At 66.9% G+C, this 18,534-nt stretch carries 16 protein-coding genes and 3 pseudogenes; 10 read left to right on the plus strand and 9 right to left on the minus strand.

Annotation, left to right across the window (positions count from 1 at the left end):
- Positions 1 to 323: 323 nt before the first annotated feature.
- The 3 genes from ACFY3C_RS45390 to ACFY3C_RS45400 all read right to left on the minus strand — a co-directional run bounded on the left by ACFY3C_RS45390 (position 324) and on the right by ACFY3C_RS45400 (position 3,654).
- A complete protein-coding gene (locus ACFY3C_RS45390; protein WP_390775141.1) occupies positions 324 to 1,460 on the minus strand; it encodes an LUD domain-containing protein in 1,137 nt (378 codons plus the stop codon).
- A 583-nt stretch (positions 1,461 to 2,043) separates the two neighbouring features.
- Positions 2,044 to 2,427 (minus strand): hypothetical protein, encoded by a 384-nt coding sequence (locus ACFY3C_RS45395; RefSeq protein WP_386580105.1) that lies wholly within the window; start codon positions 2,425 to 2,427, stop codon positions 2,044 to 2,046.
- Positions 2,428 to 2,808: 381 nt separating this feature from the next.
- On the minus strand, positions 2,809 to 3,654 hold the full coding sequence (locus tag ACFY3C_RS45400) for a transglutaminase domain-containing protein (protein WP_390775142.1): 846 nt from the start codon (positions 3,652 to 3,654) through the stop codon (positions 2,809 to 2,811).
- 163 nt (positions 3,655 to 3,817) lie between these two features.
- Between ACFY3C_RS45400 and ACFY3C_RS45405 the strand changes: the two are divergent.
- Positions 3,818 to 4,018, plus strand: a pseudogene (locus ACFY3C_RS45405) (IS5/IS1182 family transposase); the annotation flags it as partial.
- A 41-nt stretch (positions 4,019 to 4,059) separates the two neighbouring features.
- Here ACFY3C_RS45405 and ACFY3C_RS45410 read toward each other — a convergent pair.
- Together ACFY3C_RS45410 and ACFY3C_RS45415 are read right to left on the minus strand one after the other, a co-directional pair.
- Positions 4,060 to 4,515 (minus strand): hypothetical protein, encoded by a 456-nt coding sequence (locus tag ACFY3C_RS45410; protein WP_386580088.1) that lies wholly within the window; start codon positions 4,513 to 4,515, stop codon positions 4,060 to 4,062.
- Between the two features lie 445 nt (positions 4,516 to 4,960).
- Positions 4,961 to 5,461: pseudogene (locus ACFY3C_RS45415) on the minus strand (transposase family protein); the annotation flags it as partial.
- A gap of 176 nt (positions 5,462 to 5,637) precedes the next feature.
- Here ACFY3C_RS45415 and ACFY3C_RS45420 point away from each other — a divergent pair.
- Entirely contained in the window at positions 5,638 to 5,943 is a 306-nt protein-coding gene (locus tag ACFY3C_RS45420; protein ID WP_390775143.1) for a hypothetical protein, read from the plus strand.
- Between the two features lie 469 nt (positions 5,944 to 6,412).
- Here the strand turns inward: ACFY3C_RS45420 and ACFY3C_RS45425 are convergent, their stop codons facing one another.
- Positions 6,413 to 6,772: an excisionase gene (locus ACFY3C_RS45425; protein WP_389180564.1), complete on the minus strand. Its 360-nt coding sequence runs from the start codon at positions 6,770 to 6,772 to the stop codon at positions 6,413 to 6,415.
- A gap of 89 nt (positions 6,773 to 6,861) precedes the next feature.
- Between ACFY3C_RS45425 and ACFY3C_RS45430 the strand changes: the two genes are divergently transcribed.
- The 3 genes from ACFY3C_RS45430 (at position 6,862) to ACFY3C_RS45440 (ending at position 10,952) form a co-directional block, all read left to right on the plus strand.
- Positions 6,862 to 7,812, plus strand: a complete 951-nt coding sequence (locus ACFY3C_RS45430) for a Clp protease N-terminal domain-containing protein (protein WP_390775144.1) — start codon at positions 6,862 to 6,864, stop codon at positions 7,810 to 7,812.
- 548 nt (positions 7,813 to 8,360) lie between these two features.
- Positions 8,361 to 9,473, plus strand: coding sequence for an FAD-dependent oxidoreductase (locus tag ACFY3C_RS45435; protein WP_386581894.1), 1,113 nt, complete (start codon positions 8,361 to 8,363; stop codon positions 9,471 to 9,473).
- Between the two features lie 672 nt (positions 9,474 to 10,145).
- Positions 10,146 to 10,952, plus strand: coding sequence for an ASCH domain-containing protein (locus tag ACFY3C_RS45440; protein ID WP_386581897.1), 807 nt, complete (start codon positions 10,146 to 10,148; stop codon positions 10,950 to 10,952).
- 227 nt (positions 10,953 to 11,179) lie between these two features.
- Here the strand turns inward: ACFY3C_RS45440 and ACFY3C_RS45445 are convergent.
- Positions 11,180 to 11,542, minus strand: a pseudogene (locus tag ACFY3C_RS45445) (IS110 family transposase); the annotation flags it as partial.
- Between the two features lie 319 nt (positions 11,543 to 11,861).
- On the opposite strand from ACFY3C_RS45445, the gene ACFY3C_RS45450 reads away from it, so the two are divergent.
- From ACFY3C_RS45450 to ACFY3C_RS45465, 4 genes are all read left to right on the plus strand, one after another.
- Positions 11,862 to 12,434, plus strand: a complete 573-nt coding sequence (locus ACFY3C_RS45450; protein WP_390775145.1) for a hypothetical protein — start codon at positions 11,862 to 11,864, stop codon at positions 12,432 to 12,434.
- 383 nt (positions 12,435 to 12,817) lie between these two features.
- Positions 12,818 to 13,495, plus strand: coding sequence for a hypothetical protein (locus ACFY3C_RS45455; protein WP_390775146.1), 678 nt, complete (start codon positions 12,818 to 12,820; stop codon positions 13,493 to 13,495).
- Positions 13,492 to 14,148, plus strand: coding sequence for a Fic family protein (locus ACFY3C_RS45460; protein ID WP_390775147.1), 657 nt, complete (start codon positions 13,492 to 13,494; stop codon positions 14,146 to 14,148). The genes ACFY3C_RS45455 and ACFY3C_RS45460 overlap by 4 nt, the downstream gene beginning before the upstream one ends.
- Positions 14,148 to 14,576, plus strand: coding sequence for a DUF5958 family protein (locus ACFY3C_RS45465; RefSeq protein WP_390775148.1), 429 nt, complete (start codon positions 14,148 to 14,150; stop codon positions 14,574 to 14,576). Before ACFY3C_RS45460 ends, ACFY3C_RS45465 begins: the two co-directional genes overlap by 1 nt.
- 257 nt (positions 14,577 to 14,833) lie before the next feature.
- Here ACFY3C_RS45465 and ACFY3C_RS45470 read toward each other — a convergent pair whose 3' ends face one another.
- Together ACFY3C_RS45470 and ACFY3C_RS45475 are read right to left on the minus strand one after the other, a co-directional pair.
- The gene (locus ACFY3C_RS45470) at positions 14,834 to 15,211 is read right to left on the minus strand and encodes a VOC family protein (RefSeq protein ID WP_386581906.1); all 378 of its coding nucleotides are present in this window, start codon (positions 15,209 to 15,211) and stop codon (positions 14,834 to 14,836) included.
- 547 nt (positions 15,212 to 15,758) lie between these two features.
- A complete protein-coding gene (locus ACFY3C_RS45475; RefSeq protein WP_390775149.1) occupies positions 15,759 to 17,030 on the minus strand; it encodes a hypothetical protein in 1,272 nt (423 codons plus the stop codon).
- Between the two features lie 338 nt (positions 17,031 to 17,368).
- Here ACFY3C_RS45475 and ACFY3C_RS45480 point away from each other — a divergent pair, with 338 nt between their 5' ends.
- On the plus strand, positions 17,369 to 17,920 hold the full coding sequence (locus ACFY3C_RS45480) for a GNAT family N-acetyltransferase (RefSeq protein ID WP_390775150.1): 552 nt from the start codon (positions 17,369 to 17,371) through the stop codon (positions 17,918 to 17,920).
- Positions 17,921 to 18,534 lie beyond the last annotated feature (614 nt).

Below are 18,534 nucleotides of genomic sequence, written 5' to 3' on the forward strand. Positions count from 1 at the left end.
GTCCCAGAGGCCGGGCGAGGGAAGGTTGATCACGAGTTCCGGCCGGGTGGCCAGGTTGGCTGCGGTCTGGCTGTCGGCGCCGAGGCCGAGCACCATGGTTTGCCCGAGCGCCCAGGCGGAGGAGCTGATCGAGGTCTCGCGTGACATGAGTGGCGCCAACGGACCAGATCGCCTCGACTAGCGAACCGGATCAAATCGCGTGAGACGGGAGTCAATCGGCGCGGCAGCCCCCGCGCAAGGCAGGGCGCGGGGGCGGACGGTGAGCGCCGATACGGCTCGCCGTCCGCCGCCGCGGCGTTCTGACGTCTTCACCGCGCGGGGTGTCAGAATCCGATGGCCTCGCGCAGCAGCAGGACGGTGCCGCGCCCGGGCTGCGGCTCGGCGTTGAGGACGAGTAGACGGTTGACCGCGCTCGGTTGCCCGTAGACCGCCATGGCGCGCGCGGTTTCCAGCGCAAGGGCGTGCTCCTCGACCCGGCGCAGTGCGGTGCTCAGGTCGGGCACCACCTTCTGCGCCCCGACGACCCAGATCGCCCTTGCGGCGCCGCCGGCGGAGGCGGGCAGCTGGCTGCCGCTGCCCGAGGCGATGACGAGCGAGCCGGTCTCGGTGACGGCCGCGACGCTGGCGACGAAGACGTCGGGGGTGGCCACCAGCCGGCGGATCTGGTCGGACTCGGTGGCGCGGTCCATCTTCAGTACGCGCGGCCGGATGGCCTGGTAGCGGTCGCCCGCCTCGATGTCCTGCTCGATGCCGGAGAGCCGAAGCGTCTCGCTGGCCCCGGTGAATACGCCCGCGCTCTGCGGTATCAGATCCTTGATGCGGGCGCGGGCCGCCGCAGCGTCGTCGAGCAGTTCGGCGGTAAAGCCGTTCGCCCGCAGCGCCGCGATCGCCCGGTCGAGCCGTTCGGCGGACGCCGGTGCGCTGAAGTCGTCGGCTGTCCCAGTCGCCGACGCGTCCGCCTCACCGGCACCCGGTGCCTGGCCGGCGTCCCCGGCCTTACCGGAGCCGTGCGCCTGAGTGCCGGGGCCGGGCACAGACCCCGCTAGCGGGGTGGTGTCGACATACCTGACCTCGTAGACCCGCTCGGTGAACTTCCATCCCTCCGGCGTACGCCGGTAGGTGTCGTGGTAGATGGCGAAGTTCAGGCCCGAGCGGCCGTCGAGCAGACGTGCGATCTCCTGCATGTAGGTGCGACCGGTGGCGGTGTCGCCGTCGATCCGGATCGTGCCCGGGTGGCTGTTCTGCACGAAGAAGTCCCACTGGCTCTGCAGGCGTTCGCCTCCGGTCCGGATCTCCTCCCGGCCGATGAGCTCGACCGGGACATTGGGCATGCGTAGAACGCCGTCGGGGGTGAACAGCGTGGAGAGGCGGGCACGGTCGCGCATCATCGCCGCATCGGTGAACTCACCGCGCAGCGCCTCGATCTCGACGCGGTCGGCGATCTCCTGGAAGTCGTTCATGCTCAGCGTCCTGTCCTGTGGATGGTGTGCTCCTCTTCACCAGTCCGACAACGCAGCCCCGCCGATTGTGAGGCGAGCCGCCGAACTCACATTCCGGCGCTCTGCTTCGTCGTAATGGACGATCGCCCGGTTCGCGCCACCCCGCACGATCCTCGAACGCACGGTCAACGGGCGGCCGGGCCTGGCGATCGAGTCCGAAGGCCGCATCGAGACGGTGTTCGCGCTCGAGGTTTCCGACGACGACCGGATCACGCACATCTGGGCGGTGCGCAACCCGGACAAGCTCCGAACATGGCAACTGTCGTGACCGTCCTCACGGGCCGGCGACGGTGTTCAGGTTCAGCGACGACCGGTCAAGGTTCGATGGCACAGAACACCAGAGAGCTGTGAGGGCCCATTACCTTTCACGAATCGGCGCCCTTGTTCCCGTCTGCGGTCGATTGGGGACAGTGACCGATGCCACACCGGTAGTTGACGATTGCAAGGAGGAATCGTGCGGGGGGGGGAGGGGGGAGAGAGACCATCTCGCCGGGAGATACCGGCTGGACGCGCGACTCGGTCATGCACCCTACTGGTCGGGTACTCATGGCAGGTCGTCGCGCCCCAGCCACGCCGGCTTGATGGGCACCCCGTCCGCATACCGCTCGACTTGTTGTTCCACCTGCTCGGCCGGTGGAACGACAGGCACGGTCGACGCCTGCGCCTCAGGTTCCGGGACGGTGGGCGCATCAGAGTCCTCCAGCAGCTCGGCCACCGTGAACCGAGTGACAAACGACTGCCACGCCCCGTCGATGACGAGCAGGAACCCATCGTGCTGTCGCAGGAGCCGACGGCGCTTGGGGCTTCTTGGGTGCTCGGGTGAGTAGCTCCGCGCCCGCCGTTCCAGCTCTGCGAGTGCCTCCTCACGCAGTCCGGTGATGTGGGCCACCACGTTTGCCTCGGTGTGTTTGCGGTCCCCAGCACCCATGGTCGTCTCGATGACCAGCCCCCACGTCGTCACGTTCTTCGCCCCTTCACCTCTCGTATCTCTCCCTACCGTAGGAGGAACAGCGAAACCGGCGGAGCCGTATGCCGTCAGTCACTGTCATCTGGGTAACGGGCGAAGATGCTCCGAGCTCAGGCTACGAGTGAGGCCGAGCAGCGCAGCGCAGCAAGCGATCGCACAGAGCGCGCCATGCCGTCGAGGACGGGGCGGATCTGACCGGCAGGCAGGGGGTGCGCGCGGCCTCGGGGCTACCAAGTGCGCAGGCCTGTGCCCAACGTGCACCTAGCAGCGAATTGCCGTGGAGCTGGTACGGGCGGCCGTCGACCGGGCCGTCGCCATGTGGGCAGGCCTGTAGGACGCGGCCTAGGCGCTCGCCGAACGGCGACTCAGGATGGGCTCGGCCAGCAGTCTCGCCATCCCGCACAGGGTCTGGCCGTGCTGGGCGAAAAGTTCGTCACGCGAGTCGAAGTGGCCGAGGTCCGCCAGGACGTAGGCCGAGAGATCGCACGCGGCGCCGGCGGCCGGGCAGACCGTCGTTCCGTCCCAGTCGATCGCTGTCCTGGACAACGCATCGAAGAGCGTCTCCGCGCCGGCGTTGGTGAAGCCACCATTGCTGCCTTCGCTCAGCTCGTTGAGACCACCGAAGAGTTCCGAGACTGTCAACCAGGGTGCGGTGAGGTGGTCGGTCAGTGACAGCCCGTCAAGGCGGAACTCCGGCCATGCGAGCACAACTTGGTGCGGGACGATCCGATGGAACCGGGGGAAGCGCGGATACCAGAACCGCCCGTCCACCAACAGGCCACGCACCCGCGTCGCCACCCCGGATGCCCTTGCTACGGACTCCAGTACCGCCAGCCGCTGGCTGCACGAGCCGCGGCGGCGGCGAAGCACCTCCGACACGGGCCACTCGTCCTGAACCGAGTACACGGGCTGCACAACTGCGGCGATCCATCGGTGAGCCTGACGCAGGGCTGCTATCCGGTGGGCGGGATCTGAGGCGTCCCTTGAATCCGCCGGGATGTCGATTCGTCGGAGCAATGAGGAAACATTCGGATGCTGCCAGTCCAGAATCCGTGTTGGGGCCGTGCTCCCCGCAGCAGTTCCCCTGTCGGCCGTGCGTATGCGGATACGGCCTCGCGGCGTGAGAAGCGAGCTCGTCATGACCGTGATCCTCTCGCCCAGCATCCTCCAAGTGACAGGACGTATCATGACAGGAGATTTGAACGCGTTCAACTATGGTGGAGCTCTGCTCTGCTGGCCTGACTCGGCAAGATCGACCGGACAGGTCATGGCCGCGCACTGCTGATTGTCAGCGCCTGCTCGCTGCTCTATCGGCGTGCTGACAACGAAGGGCCACCTCGCGGTTGACGGCCGGCAGCGACGCGGGGCAGCCGACGGCCGGCCGTCGTTGTTCGATGGCGAGCAGTACAAGGACCGCAACGTCATCGAACGCTGCTTCAGCAGGCTCAAGTAGTTCCGGGCCCTCGCCAGCCGCTTCGACAAGCTGGCCGCCCGCTATCTCGCCGGACTGCACGTCGCCTCGCTCATCCTCCGGCTCCGCGAGCCCACTGAGCACCACAGACGGACGAGGCGGCCGCGACGAGACCTCGGTCTTCAGTCCCACCAGTTGAACAGCAGGTCGCTCAACACTGCGGGGTGCCAGTAGCGGATCTGAGTGAGTTCTGCTTCCGCCAGCTCGGTCACATCCACCTTGGCCATCGGTGTCCTCAGATCCTCAACGGACAGACAGCGGAATCCGGCAACCCCGAGGTCGTCCACCCACGGCGGCGGGTCCACGAAGCCTGACAGCGGCTGTCCTGGAACAGGATGTACGTTGGCGAAGGCGATAACCGGCAGGTGTGCGTGGCACAGAACGACGTACTCCTCCGCGCGGCTGGTGATGGTGAGCGCGTGGAAGCTGGACGCCCCGGCAAAGGCCAGCTCGCTGACACGGCCACCGATCCGTCTTGCCGCTTCCCAGCAGACGCTACGAAAGAGCGTTACGTCTGTCACCGAAACCCGTTCGTCGCCGTGACCCCAGAACCCAGTTGCTCCACGCTCCAGCCGCATCAACGCTTCTCCTTCCCGACGAGGAAGCTTGCCACAGCAAGATCAATCGTCCGACACCCCTAGAGCTGGTGGTTCCGAGCGCGTGCCGGCAGCCGAGCCGCCGACTCCGGTGCGCGCACTCATCACTGGTCGGGCCCGCGGGTGTGCATCGTTCTGGAAGAGCGCAACGGCCGTAACTTGACGGGGATTTGGGTGAACTCGCCCAAGAGCGTGAAGGCGTGCACGGTACGGCTGTTCCTGGACGGCCACCAACTCGGCGGCGATCGGCCAGCCCGACGCCTGGGCAAGACGGTCGGCTACCACTGGTCGAGCTTCCAGCAGGGCGCGGACGTCAAGGTCTGCGTGCGCTTCGCCGGGATCGAGCGGGTCGTACGCGACAGCGATTCCTTTGGGCCCGGCATCCCACCCGATCCGACGACTGATCAGTCTCGGTCCGCACGGGCCATCACGACGTGGCAGCCACGAGCCTTTTCCACTCCCAGTCTGAGCTGGCCATATGCAGGGGGAAGACGGCACGGACGATGTTGCGGATCCGGGTGGTCGAACAGCGGAGCTTTCGCAGATGCCGCCAGGTCTTGAGGGCGGCAACGGCCCGCTCGGCGAGGGCGCGGATCTTTGGGTGGGGCTGGTTGACTGCCTGCTGGCCTACGGACAGCGTCTCCCACCTGCCCCAGCATGGAGTTCGAACCGTGCCCCCGGCACCGCGGTAGGCCTTGTCGGCCCAGCACGGGACGCTTGCTGAGGCAAGGGCGTCGCCGATGCCGTGTTCACGGGCTGCTCGCACGTCGTGGACGGCGCCGCCCATGGCCGGTGACGCCCACAGCAGACAGCCGCGTGGATCGGCGACGACTTGCACGTTCATAGCGTGCCTATTGTGTTTCCCAGACTGGAAGAGCTTGTCGGCAGCTATGTGGTCGAATGGCGGCAGCAGGGTTCCGTCCGCTAGGCATATGTCTGCCCGTTGCGTAGGTGGGCGAGTGTGAGGAGGCCTGGCGGCCGAAGTCTCTGGTGGAGACGGTTCTTCTTGGTCGAAAACCCATCCACTAGGAGCTTCACCGCCCTGTCAGTCCAACTGACGAGCGATCTTGGTAGGTTGGAAGAGGGCTTACCGACTGACATGGGATGACCGTGCCGTTCGATACTGGTTCACAGTTCGTCAGGGAAGCCGCCCGCCGCATCGTGGATCTCGTACTCACCGAGGACGACGTCTACCTCGACAGCCTCCCGGACGAGGTCGAGGTCTCCATCGCCGTTCCGTTGGTCGAGGTGGCGAGGATGCTGGACGAGCCCACCGGCGACAGGGAGTTCCGGGGCGGCGTCCGGCTCCTGCTGGAGGTGGGCGCGGTCGTGGCGCCCCGTATGCCGAGCGAGCTGCGTGACCTGTTCGAGGAGCTGCGTTTCGCACTGCGTGGCGTGACCGTGCGCTGAACGGGGTCCCGGACGAGAGGGCCGGCAGGGGCCGGGCAGAACGGGGCCTGGGCAGGGCGAGGTTCAACCCAGTTGAAAAGGCTCCATGTCCGTAGATCGCCACGATGGGCTGGAGGGGCGCCATGTCGGCGTCTTCGGCCAGGACCCACTCGGCATTCATGCCGGCTTTATGCAGCTCCTCGATGAAGTTGTCGGAAGACATCGGCACGGTGAACACCAGAATGTCGGCGATCAGGCCGGCGCACTCCGCGGGCTGCAGGGGATAGATGCCCCATGGCGGGGCCATTGTGCTGCGGACGGTGTTGTCACCGCTACCGAAGCAGATTCAAGCTGCCTGCCCGTGGGCCATCGTTACCCTACTGGGCGCCGCTGGACTGGCCATACACATACACCCAGGTCGTGGACGAGCGTGCGGATCCGGCGTCGGTGGCACCGTTCCGAGCCGCTGGCGCGGTGTTGCTCGCGCCGGTCACTTCCGCTCCAGCGCGGCCAGCCGCAGCTCAAGTTGGTCAACCCGGTGTCGTAGCAGGGTGACCTGGGCTTCCAGGCTGACTTCCCGTTCCGCCCTGCGCTGGATGCGTGGTGACGAGGCGGCGCGCTCGATCACCGCGTCCAGCTGGACCAGGCGCTGTGGCCCGTTCGGGCCGTCCACCAGCCGGGACCGGATCTCGCCGTTGCGGTACCAGGCCCGCAGGGCCGAGCGGGAAACGCCGGTCTCAGCTTCCGCCTTGGCCAGCGTGACCCAGGGTGTCTCGTCCAGCTGCTCGAACAACTCCAGCTCGCTCTGCCAGCGCGCGAGCCGGTTCTCCCAGTCCGACGGTGTCTCCATCGCACCCTCTCTTCAGCACGGTGACCTTATCAATAGCAGTGTATTGACAGGGTTGAGACCATGGAAGCATGACTTTTGAAAGGTTCACGGTGAAAGCCCGCAAGGCGGTCGTCGCGGCCCAGGAGGAGGCGAGGCAGCTCAAGCACGACCACATCGGCACGGAGCACATCCTGTTGGGACTGCTCGACGCGCCGGACAGCACGGCAGCGAAGGTTCTGCACCAGCTCGGGTACGACAAGGGGGCTGCGCAGGCCGATATCGCCGCGGTGGTCAAGCCCGGCACGGAGGAGCTGAGCGGCCATATCCCGTTCGCGCCGCGCGCGAAAAAGACGCTGGATCTCGCCCTGCGCGAGGCCCAGCAGTTGCACCACAACCACATCGGTACAGGACACATCCTGCTCGCCCTCGTCAGGGAAGGTGAGGGCGTCGGCGCGAAGGTGCTCGCCGCGCGGATCCATCCGATCAGCAAGATCCGTGCCGCGGTGCTGGCAGCACTGGAGGGGTCGCAGGATGCCGCGGCCAGCCCATGGCCGGCCGGCACACCTGCCACCGAGGACACTGTTTCCACCGCCAGCGCGCTGGCCGGTGGCGCACCGGTCGGCAGCCATCACCTGCTGGAGGCGATGCTGCGGGCGGAGAACAGCATGGCGGCCAGGGTGCTGCGCGAACTCGGGGTCGACCCTGACGCGGTCGCCGCCAAGATCGACGAACTGGATCCGGACACGACCACGGACGCCAACCCGGAGGAAGCCGCCGCGCGCAAGATGGAGATCCGGCTGGTCGACGATGAGGTGCACCTGATCCTTCGGGACCCGACAACGGTCACGATCGCCAAAAAGGTCACCGAGCTGTCCAATGGACCGATACAGGGCGTCGGACCGGTCGCTGGCATGTTCGTCCCGCTCTGGCGGTCGACCAACCAGCTGCTGGGGCAGATCCAGCGCATGCTCGAACCGGAACCCGAACAAGGGGACGGATCAGCCGCGAGCAAGGTGGCCAAGGCTGTGCGCACGGTGCTCGCGCCCCGGCTCCGCCGCTGAACCGGCTGATCAGCGGGCCGGAACCTGTCGGTGGGACAGGCGAGGACGGGGGGCGTGATGAGCACCTTCCTCGCCGGCGAGCAGCCGGTCGAGAACGTGCGGCCGACGAACCGGGAATCGGTCCGGCTGCGGGTGGGAGTCCATTGTTCGCGGACATGGCGACGCTCGGGGAGGGCACCGGCGGGATGTCCGCCCCGGAGGCGGGACCGGAGCGGCGATCGTCCTTCTGGCCGGATGTCGAGCAGCGGATTCTCGCGCTGGTCGGCGAACATCGGTCGACGATCGTGTTCGCCAACTCCCGCCGGTTTGCCGGGTGGCTCACCGCCCGCCTGAACGAACTGGTCGCCGAGCCGGCCGAGGCCGGCCAGCTGACCAAGTTCCCGGCCGAGGCGAGCGGCGAGCCCGGGATCGCCGCTCGGCGCCCCGTCGGTGGCGGCCCGCGCGCACCACGGGTCGATCTCCCGCAAGCAGGCAAGCAGGCAAGCAGGCAAGCAGGCAAGCAGACAAGCAGACAAGCAAGCAGGCAATACGGTGAATCGGAGGCAACCGTGACCATCACCATCGTCGGAGCCGGTTTGGGCGGCCTGGCCCTTGCCCGTGTGCTGCACGTGAACGGCATCGACGCCATCGTGTACGAACGTGAATCATCGCGTGGCGCGCGCGGTCAGGGCGGCATGCTTGATCTGCACTCCGGGACCGGGCAGCGAGCGATGCGCGAGGCCGGCCTGATCGACCAGTTCCACGCGATGGCCCGTCGTGAAGGCCAGGACCTGCGCCTTCTGGAGCCGGACGGTACCTTGCTGCTCCAGGAGGACACGCCCGACGACGCCCCGTTCGAGCGACCCGAGGTCGACCGTGCCGATCTGCGCAACCTGCTGCTGGACTCTCTCCCCGAACACGCGGTGCGCTGGGGGCACGCGTTCGAATCCGCCGACAATGGCCTGCTGCACTTCGCCGACGGCAGCAGTGCGACATATGACCTGTTGGTCGGCGCCGACGGCGCGGACTCCCGGGTCCGCGCGCTGCTCACCGACGCCCGACCAGCACACACCGGCCAAAACGTCGTTGAGCTCGGCATTCCCGACATCGACCGCACCCACCCCGACCTCGCGGCGATGGTGGGGCGCGGCAACTACTGGGTGCTCGGCAACGGACAATCCCTGTCGGCGCAGCGCAACGGCGACGGCCGCGTACGCATCTACCTCAGTTTCAACACCGCCGAGGACTGGTTCGCGACCAGTGGGATTCCGTTCGGCGACCCAACTGCGGCCCGGGCGCGGCTGATCGACCTGTTCACCGGCTGGGACTCACGTTTCACCGCACTGATCGCAGCCTGCGACGACACGGTCCTGCCGCGGTCGATCACCACGCTCCCGGTCGGCCTGACCTGGCCGTCGAGACCAGGCGTCACGCTGCTCGGCGACGCCGCGCACCTGATGCCGCCGGTGGGGCAGGGCGCCAACATGGCTCTGCTCGACGGCGCCCTGCTCGGCCTCGCGCTGGCCGCGCACCCGGACGACTTTCCCGCCGCCGTCAAGGAATACGAACGCGAGATGTTCGAACGCACCAGCGCTGCCGGTCGGCAGTCCGCGCTCATCCAGGAAATGCTGATGTCGCCGGGCGCCGGCCGGAAAATGCTTGCGTTCTTCCAACCTGGCTGAATGTAACCGAATATGACGAGGCAACGGATCGCCCAGGCAGCGCGATCACTCGCGGTTCAGGTCCCTCGTGGGCGGCCGCCGGCCTTTCGAAGGGACACTCCTTGCCTGCTTGCGCAGGGCCAGGCGGACTGCGGCCTGGCCGACGTGCTCCCGGTCGGCGATGGCCGGCAGGGACAGGACAGCCCATCGTTCTCGTACTGGCTCAGCCATTCGCTGGACGCGCTGCGCGGTGTCCTGGGTCTGGCGATGGCGCGGAGGGCTCCAGTCAACGGGGTGCCCGGCGAGCAGGTAGCGGGCGTGCGGGGTGGGGTGGTGGTGCCCAGGTTCTGCGCGAGCCGGGCGATGGGGAACGCTCCCGTCGGGGCAAGGCGTTGGACCTGTTCGGGCGCGGGTACGGCACGGTGTAGCCGCCGCCAGTGCCACGCACGACAAGCCGACGAGCAGAACACCGCCGCCGCCTTCACCGTCGGCATCAATAGGTCCCCACATCCACGGCAGAGCCGCGGCCCGGGATCGTCGTCCGGGACCACAACCAGCTTCAGCCGAAGCGCTCCATCCCTGCCCACGGGACCACCATAGGGGCCCAGCCAAGGTAAGCCGAAACCCCGTGGAGCCCACCTGCGTGGCGTGGAATGCTCTTGCACAACTGCTGGGAGAAAGGAAGGTTAAAAGGTGTATGTTCCGTCATCTGCACGAGCTCTCGATGATGACGAGCGTGAGCTCGTTGAACTGGCACGCCGCACCATAGACGCACAGACCGACGCCGGGCCCGACGAAGACGGGATCCACACGATGGGCGCCGCGGTCATGGCCGCCGACTACCGGATGTTTGCTGGCGTCAACCTCTACCACTTCACCGGCGGACCCTGCGCCGAACTCGTGGCTCTGGGAGCCGCGCGAGCCCAGGGCGTCCGCCAGATGCGCTGCATCGTCGCCGTGGGAAACCACGGGCGCGGGGTCATCGGCCCGTGCGGGCGCGATCGGCAAGTCTTCGTGGACTACTACCCCACCATGCGCGTCATCGTGCCCACGCCCGCGGGGCTCAGGTCCGTTCTCGCCGCCGATCTGATGCCGCTGGCACAGCAATGGACCCCGGAAGCAGGCATGAACGGTCTCGAACCATCGCTCTACCAAGACCCCGAGACGGCCGGTCCCCCAATCATTCGGTTCAACCCCCGCTACCTCGAAGTAGTCCGCTCCGGGGCCAAGACCAAGACCACCCGCTTCCGGGACCCGGCCCAGCTCGGGCCGGCACGGCTGGTGTTTGAGAGCGACCCCGAAGTCGTCCTGTCGGCAGAGGTGACCGGCATCAGACACTGCCTGGTCAGCGACCTCACCAACCAGGACGCCCAAGCTGAGGGGCTGACGACCGCAGCCGAACTCCGGGAAGGCCTCAAGGGCCACTACCCAGATCTGGCGGGAACCGACGAAGTTGACGTCATCACCTTCCAGATCAACGACAAGACGGGCGCCGCTTAAACCACGGATGCGCCAACGACGACTGGGCCGCGAGGTGACGACGAGCACGGGGGCATGATCATCCCGCTGCCCTGCTCGGCTTACCTCGGCTGGACCACAAATATGGACGGCATCGGCGTTCGTCCGCCCCGTCGCTTCGGGCAGCCCCGCCCGAAGCGACAAGCCCCTGACTGCACAGATTTCAGAAATCAGAACCTGTCCAAGGCCAGCCCATTTTGTCATGCAAGCCGCAGAACGCCGAGGTCACGACGTAGGCGGGCCTGATCGGCGATGACGTGCGCATCGCGGGCATCTGTCTTCCCCTGGCCTCGGTAGCCGGCCGAGGCGTGATGGACGGCCAGGCCGGTGATGTATGCCATCGATTGGTCATGGCCGAGCAGGAGTCCGATCAGCAGGGCTCCGCAACCATGGTTGATGTCGACTGCCCACAGCACGTCTTCGGACAACGCGAGGACGTCGCCGATCAGTTGCAACAGCTCTGTCTCGTCGTTCAGAACCCGACGTGACAGCAGGCGTTCTCCCTGCCCGTCGACCACGACGCAATGGTGATGCTCTTTGCCGATGTCCAACCCGGCCCAGATCTCGGGCACGGTCACCTCCGCCAGGTCGTCGTTCCGAACCCGCAGACCACCTCGCCGGCGCTGTCCTACGAAGCGATCGAGTCGCGTATCCCAATCAGCGGTCGAGTCGTCGCGGGGCTCCGGGCGGCCAAGTGTCTAGAGCCAGTCGGAGCGGCAACAGCTTCTGAGCCATACCCGGAGCCCCAGGGGTCTCACCGATCCTACGAATGACTCCCTGGTCATCTGACCGAACGGAACACCGACTCGCACTCGCACTCCCCCTGCCGCCGATCTGACTCTTCTGCCGCATCAGGGCAGTTGTCAGTCCTGATCACTAGGCTCCAGGCGCATGACCTACATCTTCGATGTCTTCACCGGTGCACGCCGCGACGCCACCCTCACCGGCACCGTGCAGTACCGCGATCCCGACAACTATGGGTTCTCCCAGGGGCCCGCGTTCGGCCTGCAGCTCATCATGGATGCCTGGAAGGAGCGCGGTGACTTCGGTGCCGGGCCTGTCTCCGCCGCGATGGAATCCGAGTTCAAAGAGCTTTTCGAGCTCTATTTCGGCGGTGAGGTACGCGTCGACGAGGAGGGCTACCGGCTCGAAGACGGCTCCTCGAACGTGCGCATACCCCGCGTCAACGTAGTAGAGCGCTACAAGGACCAATTCGGAGGACGGAGCTACCGCTCGCACGGACAGCGCTACGTCATGCTCCGTCCCCAGCCCGCCGAGTTCGCACGCCGCACCGAAGAGATCATCGTCTCCTGGGAGATCCGCGAGGACGACCCCACCGATCTCGACGAAGACGAGGGAACGTCCGCCTTCTTTACCCTTGAGGTGAGCGATCCCCGCTATCTGGAGCACTTCACCAAGAACACGTATTTCCAAACGGCCTTCACAGGTCACCTCCTCTCGTAGGTTCGACCAGCCGGTATTTCATCGTTGGTCGGTGGCCTTCTGGTCTGTCGGACTCCGGATCGGGTGCCGAGTAGACGAAGCGCCGTCAGGTGTCGGCCGGCGCCGGTTTCCTCGGCCAGCTGGGGGTGGCGCCCTTCCGGGCCAGGCGCCTGGTCATGAGGGTGATGGCCGTCCAGGTGATCAGAGTCAGGCAACGATGTGCAGGTACGTGGCGGCGGCCCACCCCAGCAAGAGGCCCGATCCGATTCAAGCCTGAGGGGGCGCTCCCGAGTACCTCTGACCAGGCATTCCAAGAGGCGGATGGAGATTGCTTCCCAATGCTGTGGCGCCGCCGCTCGATATTGGGTTGGTGTTGGAGTGGCTGCACACGGCAGAGTGGCAGGGTGACTGAGCTGTGGGCACATGCCCTGACCTGGGCAGAAGTGGATCCGGTGCGGCATCCGTTCGAGCTGGACGAGGATGCGGCGAGGACGTTGGCCGAATGTGTCGCGCCCTTGCTGCCCGACGCGGAGGCGGTGGAGGAGAACCATTGGCGTTATCTGGATCCAGTCACCGAGTTTCTGGTGGAGCGGTACGGCCGATGGGCCTGCGGGTGGAACTGGTCGGTGGGTGAGGGCGACACCGATGGCGGGGTCGTCGGCGTGTGGTGCTGTGCCGCCGATTCCGTGACGACGCCGGACGCGACCGCCCCGCTGGTCGTTGCGGCCCTGCTCGAATGGCGAGACTGGCTGGAGGAACTGGCGGAGCGATTCGCAGCCCTGGCACCGCCGTCGCGCTCGGCTCCGTCCTCTTCCTCCTCGGAGCCCTGGCACTGGGAGCGGGCGTGCACGCGGCTGGTCACCGTGGTGGCCGACCGGACCCAGGCCGACAGCGGCTGGTACGGGCACTGCATGCAGGTCCTCGAATGGTTCCTCACCTACAACGGAATGGACCGGGAACGAGCCCGGGAGATCGTGGAAGGCGCGGTCGGCGGCCGCTTCGACAGCTGGATCGCACCGGACGCCACGGTGGTCGAGACGGTCAGCTCGCGGTTCGCCCGCACCGTCGGAGGAGAGGGATGACTGCCGAGCCCGAACTCCAGAGGGACGCTCTCGCCGACTGGCTGCACATTCGGACGGAGATCTCCTGGCCGCACTGGAACGGCGAGCGCCAGGGTGCGGGAGTGCCGGCGTTCGACGGCTTCCAGGACTTCTTCATCGCGACACGCGGCGGCCGCGACCCCGAAGGGACCGCGCGGATCCTGACGGCCCTTGAGCAGGCTCTCGCCGACGCGAAGCAGGGGAGGCAGCTGACCTTCGCTCTCATGGTGGGCCGGCAGCGGACCGTGCTGCGTCGCGACTCCGTCGGCTTCCGCACGATGCCCGCCTTCGCGAAGGGCGGACGAGAGCGCTACGGTCTCGCGCTCGACACAGTCGCGCGATTCGAACGGTGCTTGTCCGAGAGCACCCGTTCGGACCTGTCCCTTCCTTCGCGCGCTGCCCGGACGTACCTCGACGTCCTGTTCTTCCATCCGTTCGAAGACGGCAACGCCCGCGCAGCCATGCTGGCGCTGGCCTTCGTCCTGGCCCGTGAGGGTGTCTCCCTCGACCAGGTGCACCCGCTGCAGGTCACCCGCTGGGCCGACGACGCCGATGGTGCGGCCGATCTGGCGGTGCTGCTCGGAATCCTGATCACCGCAGCGGAGCGCCGCCCGGTCAACGGGAGCCCTTCGTGATGGGACGCGACTTCATACTCAACGAACTCGCCCAGGGACTGCGCCCGATGTCAGAGGGTATCGAGTGGTTCGACGGTCTCGGCCCGGAGGAACAGTCCGAGGTGCTGCTTTTCCTGCGCCATCACTGCGTCCAGGCTCGCGCCGTCGCCGAGGACGGACCGGAGAGCATCCGCCGTGCCGGGCTACGCCCGACGCACACGCCTGCCGTACTGATCACCCGCGGCCGGATCGACCAGCAACTGGGGAAGATCGCCGGCCTCACCCCTGTCGACGAGCGCCGCAAGGCGTTCCGGTTGCTGATCGAGGTACTCGCGATAGCGGACGGACGGCGCCGCGAGCGCTTCTGCTCCGGCGGATGCGGTCACTGGTGGCACCAGTTGCCCGCCCCTGATCCCGCCCGTTCAGTCAAATCAGACGGGACCTCGTGAACCCTTTCTGAGAGGGCTGCATCGAGAGCACCTGCAAGGGCTCGCGGGGTGGAAGGCCCCCCAGGCTTCGACCTGGTGCGGTACAAGAAGCGCAACACCGTCGAGCGAGCGGTGAACAAGCTCAAGCAAGTCAGCCTGCCGTGACCACACGCTATGACAAGCGTGGATAGGTCCTCCTGGGTACGGTCACTACTGCCGCACTCCTTATCAGGCTCCGGTTCTCATGACGCTGATCGTCGCCTCCCGCGGCCTCTTCTTCAGTGACGGACCAGGCAGAACGGATGACCTGCGGGGTCGCTGTATATCCGCCAACTCCGTCCGTCCGTACCGTCGTCCAGCACCCCGGCGCCCTGGGCCAACACCTGTTCTTGAGCGCGGTCCAGGTCGGCGACACCGAAATCCAGGTGGAATTGCTGTGGCCGACTCGGGTCCGGCCACAGCGGCGGCTGGTACTCCGCTACTCGCTGGAAGGCCAGGACGAGGCCGGACGCCGTGTGCAACGTGGCCCAGTCCTCGCTGAGCGCCCATCGCCGATCCGGCTGGTTGACGGTGCCGCCAAGGAGCGACTGGTAAAACTCGGCGAGTTCACCGGGGTCGGAGCAGTCCAGCACCACGCACTGCAGATCAGCGATCACGGGGGTAGATCCTAGGCGGCTACCCGCTGGCTCGACCACTCATAACTGAGATCGGTGAGACAGGCCGTAACTGCTGAGCATCTAGGGTTCCACAAGAGTGTTGCGAAGTCGCTGAACCCATCGCAGAAGCCGACTCAGGAACTCGGAAGTTCCGCGGGTCCCTGCTCCGGCGCCGCCACGAATCCAGAACCCCGTCCACTTCGGTCTGCGTAGGGGAGGAGACGGGCTCCGACGGCGCCGGCGGTGCGTGTCCGGTGCGGCGCGGCCGGCTGTGCCGGGGTGAAGGCCGGGGCGGCATCGGCGCGGGCCCGTGGCCGCAGTATGGGCAGGGGGAGCTGCAGGGGCTGAGCAAGGCGGAGCGGTATGAGCTGGCGACCCAGCAGGACGTTCCTGGCCGGTCGAAGATGAGTCGCGAGCAGCTCGTCGACGCCCCGGCCCGCACTGGACGCCGACGGAAGAAGAGCCGGCGCGCCGCAGCCATGCTCCGGGGACACGACCGGCCAGGAGTCCCTGGGGCACCGTGGCCGGTCGTGTGCGCTCAGCGGCATTACAGCTGGGGCTGTGGCATCCGCTGCCAGCTGAACGGGCCGTAGGTTGTGTCGGTGACGGGGTGGTTGGCGTTCGGGTCCGCGGTCAGTTTCAGCCATTCCAGCGGGGTAGTGCTGCCGTGCACGACGATCCGGTGGAAGTTCGGAACGTTGTAGTACGGGTGCTCGTTCCACGCGTTGTTGTCCGGGTCGTGGGCGCACACGCCGGCGCCGGTGGCCGGGTCCGTCTCACCGGTGCACGTGGCCGTAGGCGACAGCGGGTTGTCCGAACGGTACAGGTGCGAGTCACCGTTGAGCATCAGCACCGGACGGCCGAACTCGGTCGTCTTCGCCGCGACCTCGTGGATGATCGGCTCGTAGTTCGTCAGGTGGTCCTTGGTCTTGCCATCGAGGTCCCACATGTCGGCCTGTGCCGTGATCACCACGGCCTTGGCGTGCTCGGCCTGCGCGTCGGCGAAGGCGGCATCGAGCCAGCGGACGTCGGCCGCGGTACGGTTGATGCGCTCGTCGGTCTGCGCCTGAGCCGTGGTCGGCACCTTGTACCAGGGGTCGGTGTCGTTGTTCGAGCCGCCCGGCACGTTGATGGTCACGAAGACGATGTCGTTCTGCGCCCACCTCACGTTCTCGACGTACTGCGCGTCGCCCGGGTGGCTCGGGTCGTAGGCGCTGGCCTGGGACACCACGTTCAGCGTCCCGCTGCCGAGGGTGCGGCCGGGCTGCGCGAAGAATTCCTGCCGAACTTCGGCGAGGTTGTCGAGCGGGTTGCCGCAGTGGTAGCTGACGCAGTCTGCCGTGTTGGTCGACAGCCCGTTCGTGCCGATGTAGTTGATCGCACCGGAGGCCGAGTCGTAGAAGCCGCCGCCCTGACCGGGCGACGCGAGACTCGACGCCTTGTGGCAGTCGGCCCACTCGTTGTCGCCCGGCGTGTAGACGAGCGGCTTGCTGAAGGTCTGCCACGCGGACGCGATCGAGGCGTCGTAGCCGTCGGTGCAGAACTCCTTGCCCGAGTGGATGTCTCCCACGTGGATGACGTCGCTGACCGTCGGGTCGCTGTTGATGGTGCCGATGAACGCCGGGGTCTTCTGGAGCTGCGAGGTGTCCGCGCTCTGCCCTGCGGGCGCGTAGGCCGACTTGCCGTACGGCGAGTCGCCGAACACGGCGAGCGTCAGCGGGGTGCCGGCCGCCGATGCCGTGGTGGTCGACATTACGGAAGAGGCAAGGCCGACGGCGACGAGCGTGACCAGCCCGCGCTTCAGCATGCGTCTCGACATGCGTCCCTCTTTCAAGTCCGGTTGAGGGGGGCGCTCCAGTGAACTGGATCCCCAGGGAGCGTGACATGGCATCAATGGCGTCCTGGAGACGACGAACAAGTGAAAATTCAGCCGCGCCCGCAGGCCGCATCACTGTCTGCTTGACTCAGCCGTCGCGGCGTGCCTCGACAGCTAGGGCATGTGCCGAAAGCGGATCAAAGTAGCGCTTGAGCAATCGCGGCGAAATGAGGCGATCTCGCCTCGATCTGGCTTGCCTGCACCCCATCCGACGGGCCAGGCCCCCCGATCTGACAGAAGTGCCTGATCACACAGGGGGTGCGGGTGTTAGGGTCCCTCGCATGGCTGAACTGGTCGCTCCCACGGAACGGTTGCATTCCTCATGGCTGACGGCGCGTGACGAGTGGCAGCCTGGTGCTCACCAGGACGGGGCCGGCCTGCGTCTGGTCGGTGACGACGACCTCGACAGCCCGGAAGGGTTCGCGTCATGGGTCGGGCGACTGCGAGAGCAATCGGACCGGTCGCTGCCTGTCGGGGAAGGGCGCGTCCACGCTACCCACTGGTGGATCGTCGACGGCGAGACGTACCTCGGGGCCATCGACCTTCGGCACTATCTGAACGCCTTTCTGTTGGAAGGCGGCGGACACATCGGCTACAGCGTTCGGCCTACTGCCAGGAGACGCGGACTGGCCTCGTGGGCGCTGGGAGCGGTTCTACTCAAGGCGCCGGCGCTCGGTCTGGACCGGGTCCTCGTCACCTGTGACGACGGCAACGTCGGCTCGGCGCGCACCATCGAAAGCAACGGCGGCGTCCTCGAAGATGTGCGCAGCACCGAAACCGGGGTCAAGCGTCGCTACTGGATCACTCTCAACGACATCGGTCACAGCCATTAATTGATGGCCGCGACGAGGACGGTCGCCTCGTAGCGGACCGCGAGCTTGTCGTACCCCCGCGCTGCCCGGCGGTGATCACGATGGACCTGGGTTTCTGCCCTTGGTCGACGCCCGGGTGCAACTTGGCGGTGAGCCCGGCGCGCGAGCGTCCGAAGCCGGTTGTCGTCCGGATCGACGGGGATGCCGCCAGGCGGCTCCTTCTGAAGGCACCTCTCTGCGCGCCCCGGCGGCGTGCTGGTGGGCTCGCACGATCGTCGAGGGTCAGTCTCGCTGGCGCAGAGGAGAAACTTGCCCAGCTCGACCGCCGCCCCGCCGGCCACGCCACCGTCGACCTCGGATTCCCCGCTCCGCCGAGTGATTCAACCAGCAACGCACGAAGGCAAGTTGATCGACGTCCAGGGAATATCCGTGGTCGCTGAGAAGCTGCACCACCTACGCTCCACCCCATGCGCAGTGTGTTCGTGTTCCCCGCAGGTGAGCGGGCTGAGACCGTCGCCTTGCTCGATCGGCACCTGCCTAACAGGTCGCGCCGATAGGTGATCGTCAGAAGTGTCGTTGGGAGCGGTTGGTACAGCGGTGGGTGGTCCTTGCCCGGCGGATCAGGCTGCGGATCG

It is taken from the genome of Streptomyces sp. NPDC001410 (assembly GCF_042895235.1).
Taxonomy (GTDB): domain Bacteria; phylum Actinomycetota; class Actinomycetes; order Streptomycetales; family Streptomycetaceae; genus Streptomyces.

Coding starts and splice junctions, on each gene's coding strand:
- ACFY3C_RS45420 (WP_390775143.1), top strand. CDS start 5,638: ATGACCGTGCCGTTCGATACTGGTTCACAGTTCGTCAGGGAAGCCGCC.
- ACFY3C_RS45395 (WP_386580105.1), bottom strand. CDS start 2,427: ATGGGTGCTGGGGACCGCAAACACACCGAGGCAAACGTGGTGGCCCAC.
- ACFY3C_RS45410 (WP_386580088.1), bottom strand. CDS start 4,515: ATGCGGCTGGAGCGTGGAGCAACTGGGTTCTGGGGTCACGGCGACGAA.
- ACFY3C_RS45425 (WP_389180564.1), bottom strand. CDS start 6,772: ATGGAGACACCGTCGGACTGGGAGAACCGGCTCGCGCGCTGGCAGAGC.
- ACFY3C_RS45400 (WP_390775142.1), bottom strand. CDS start 3,654: ATGATACGTCCTGTCACTTGGAGGATGCTGGGCGAGAGGATCACGGTC.
- ACFY3C_RS45450 (WP_390775145.1), top strand. CDS start 11,862: ATGACCTACATCTTCGATGTCTTCACCGGTGCACGCCGCGACGCCACC.
- ACFY3C_RS45460 (WP_390775147.1), top strand. CDS start 13,492: ATGACTGCCGAGCCCGAACTCCAGAGGGACGCTCTCGCCGACTGGCTG.
- ACFY3C_RS45475 (WP_390775149.1), bottom strand. CDS start 17,030: ATGTCGAGACGCATGCTGAAGCGCGGGCTGGTCACGCTCGTCGCCGTC.
- ACFY3C_RS45390 (WP_390775141.1), bottom strand. CDS start 1,460: ATGAACGACTTCCAGGAGATCGCCGACCGCGTCGAGATCGAGGCGCTG.
- ACFY3C_RS45465 (WP_390775148.1), top strand. CDS start 14,148: ATGGGACGCGACTTCATACTCAACGAACTCGCCCAGGGACTGCGCCCG.
- ACFY3C_RS45480 (WP_390775150.1), top strand. CDS start 17,369: ATGGCTGAACTGGTCGCTCCCACGGAACGGTTGCATTCCTCATGGCTG.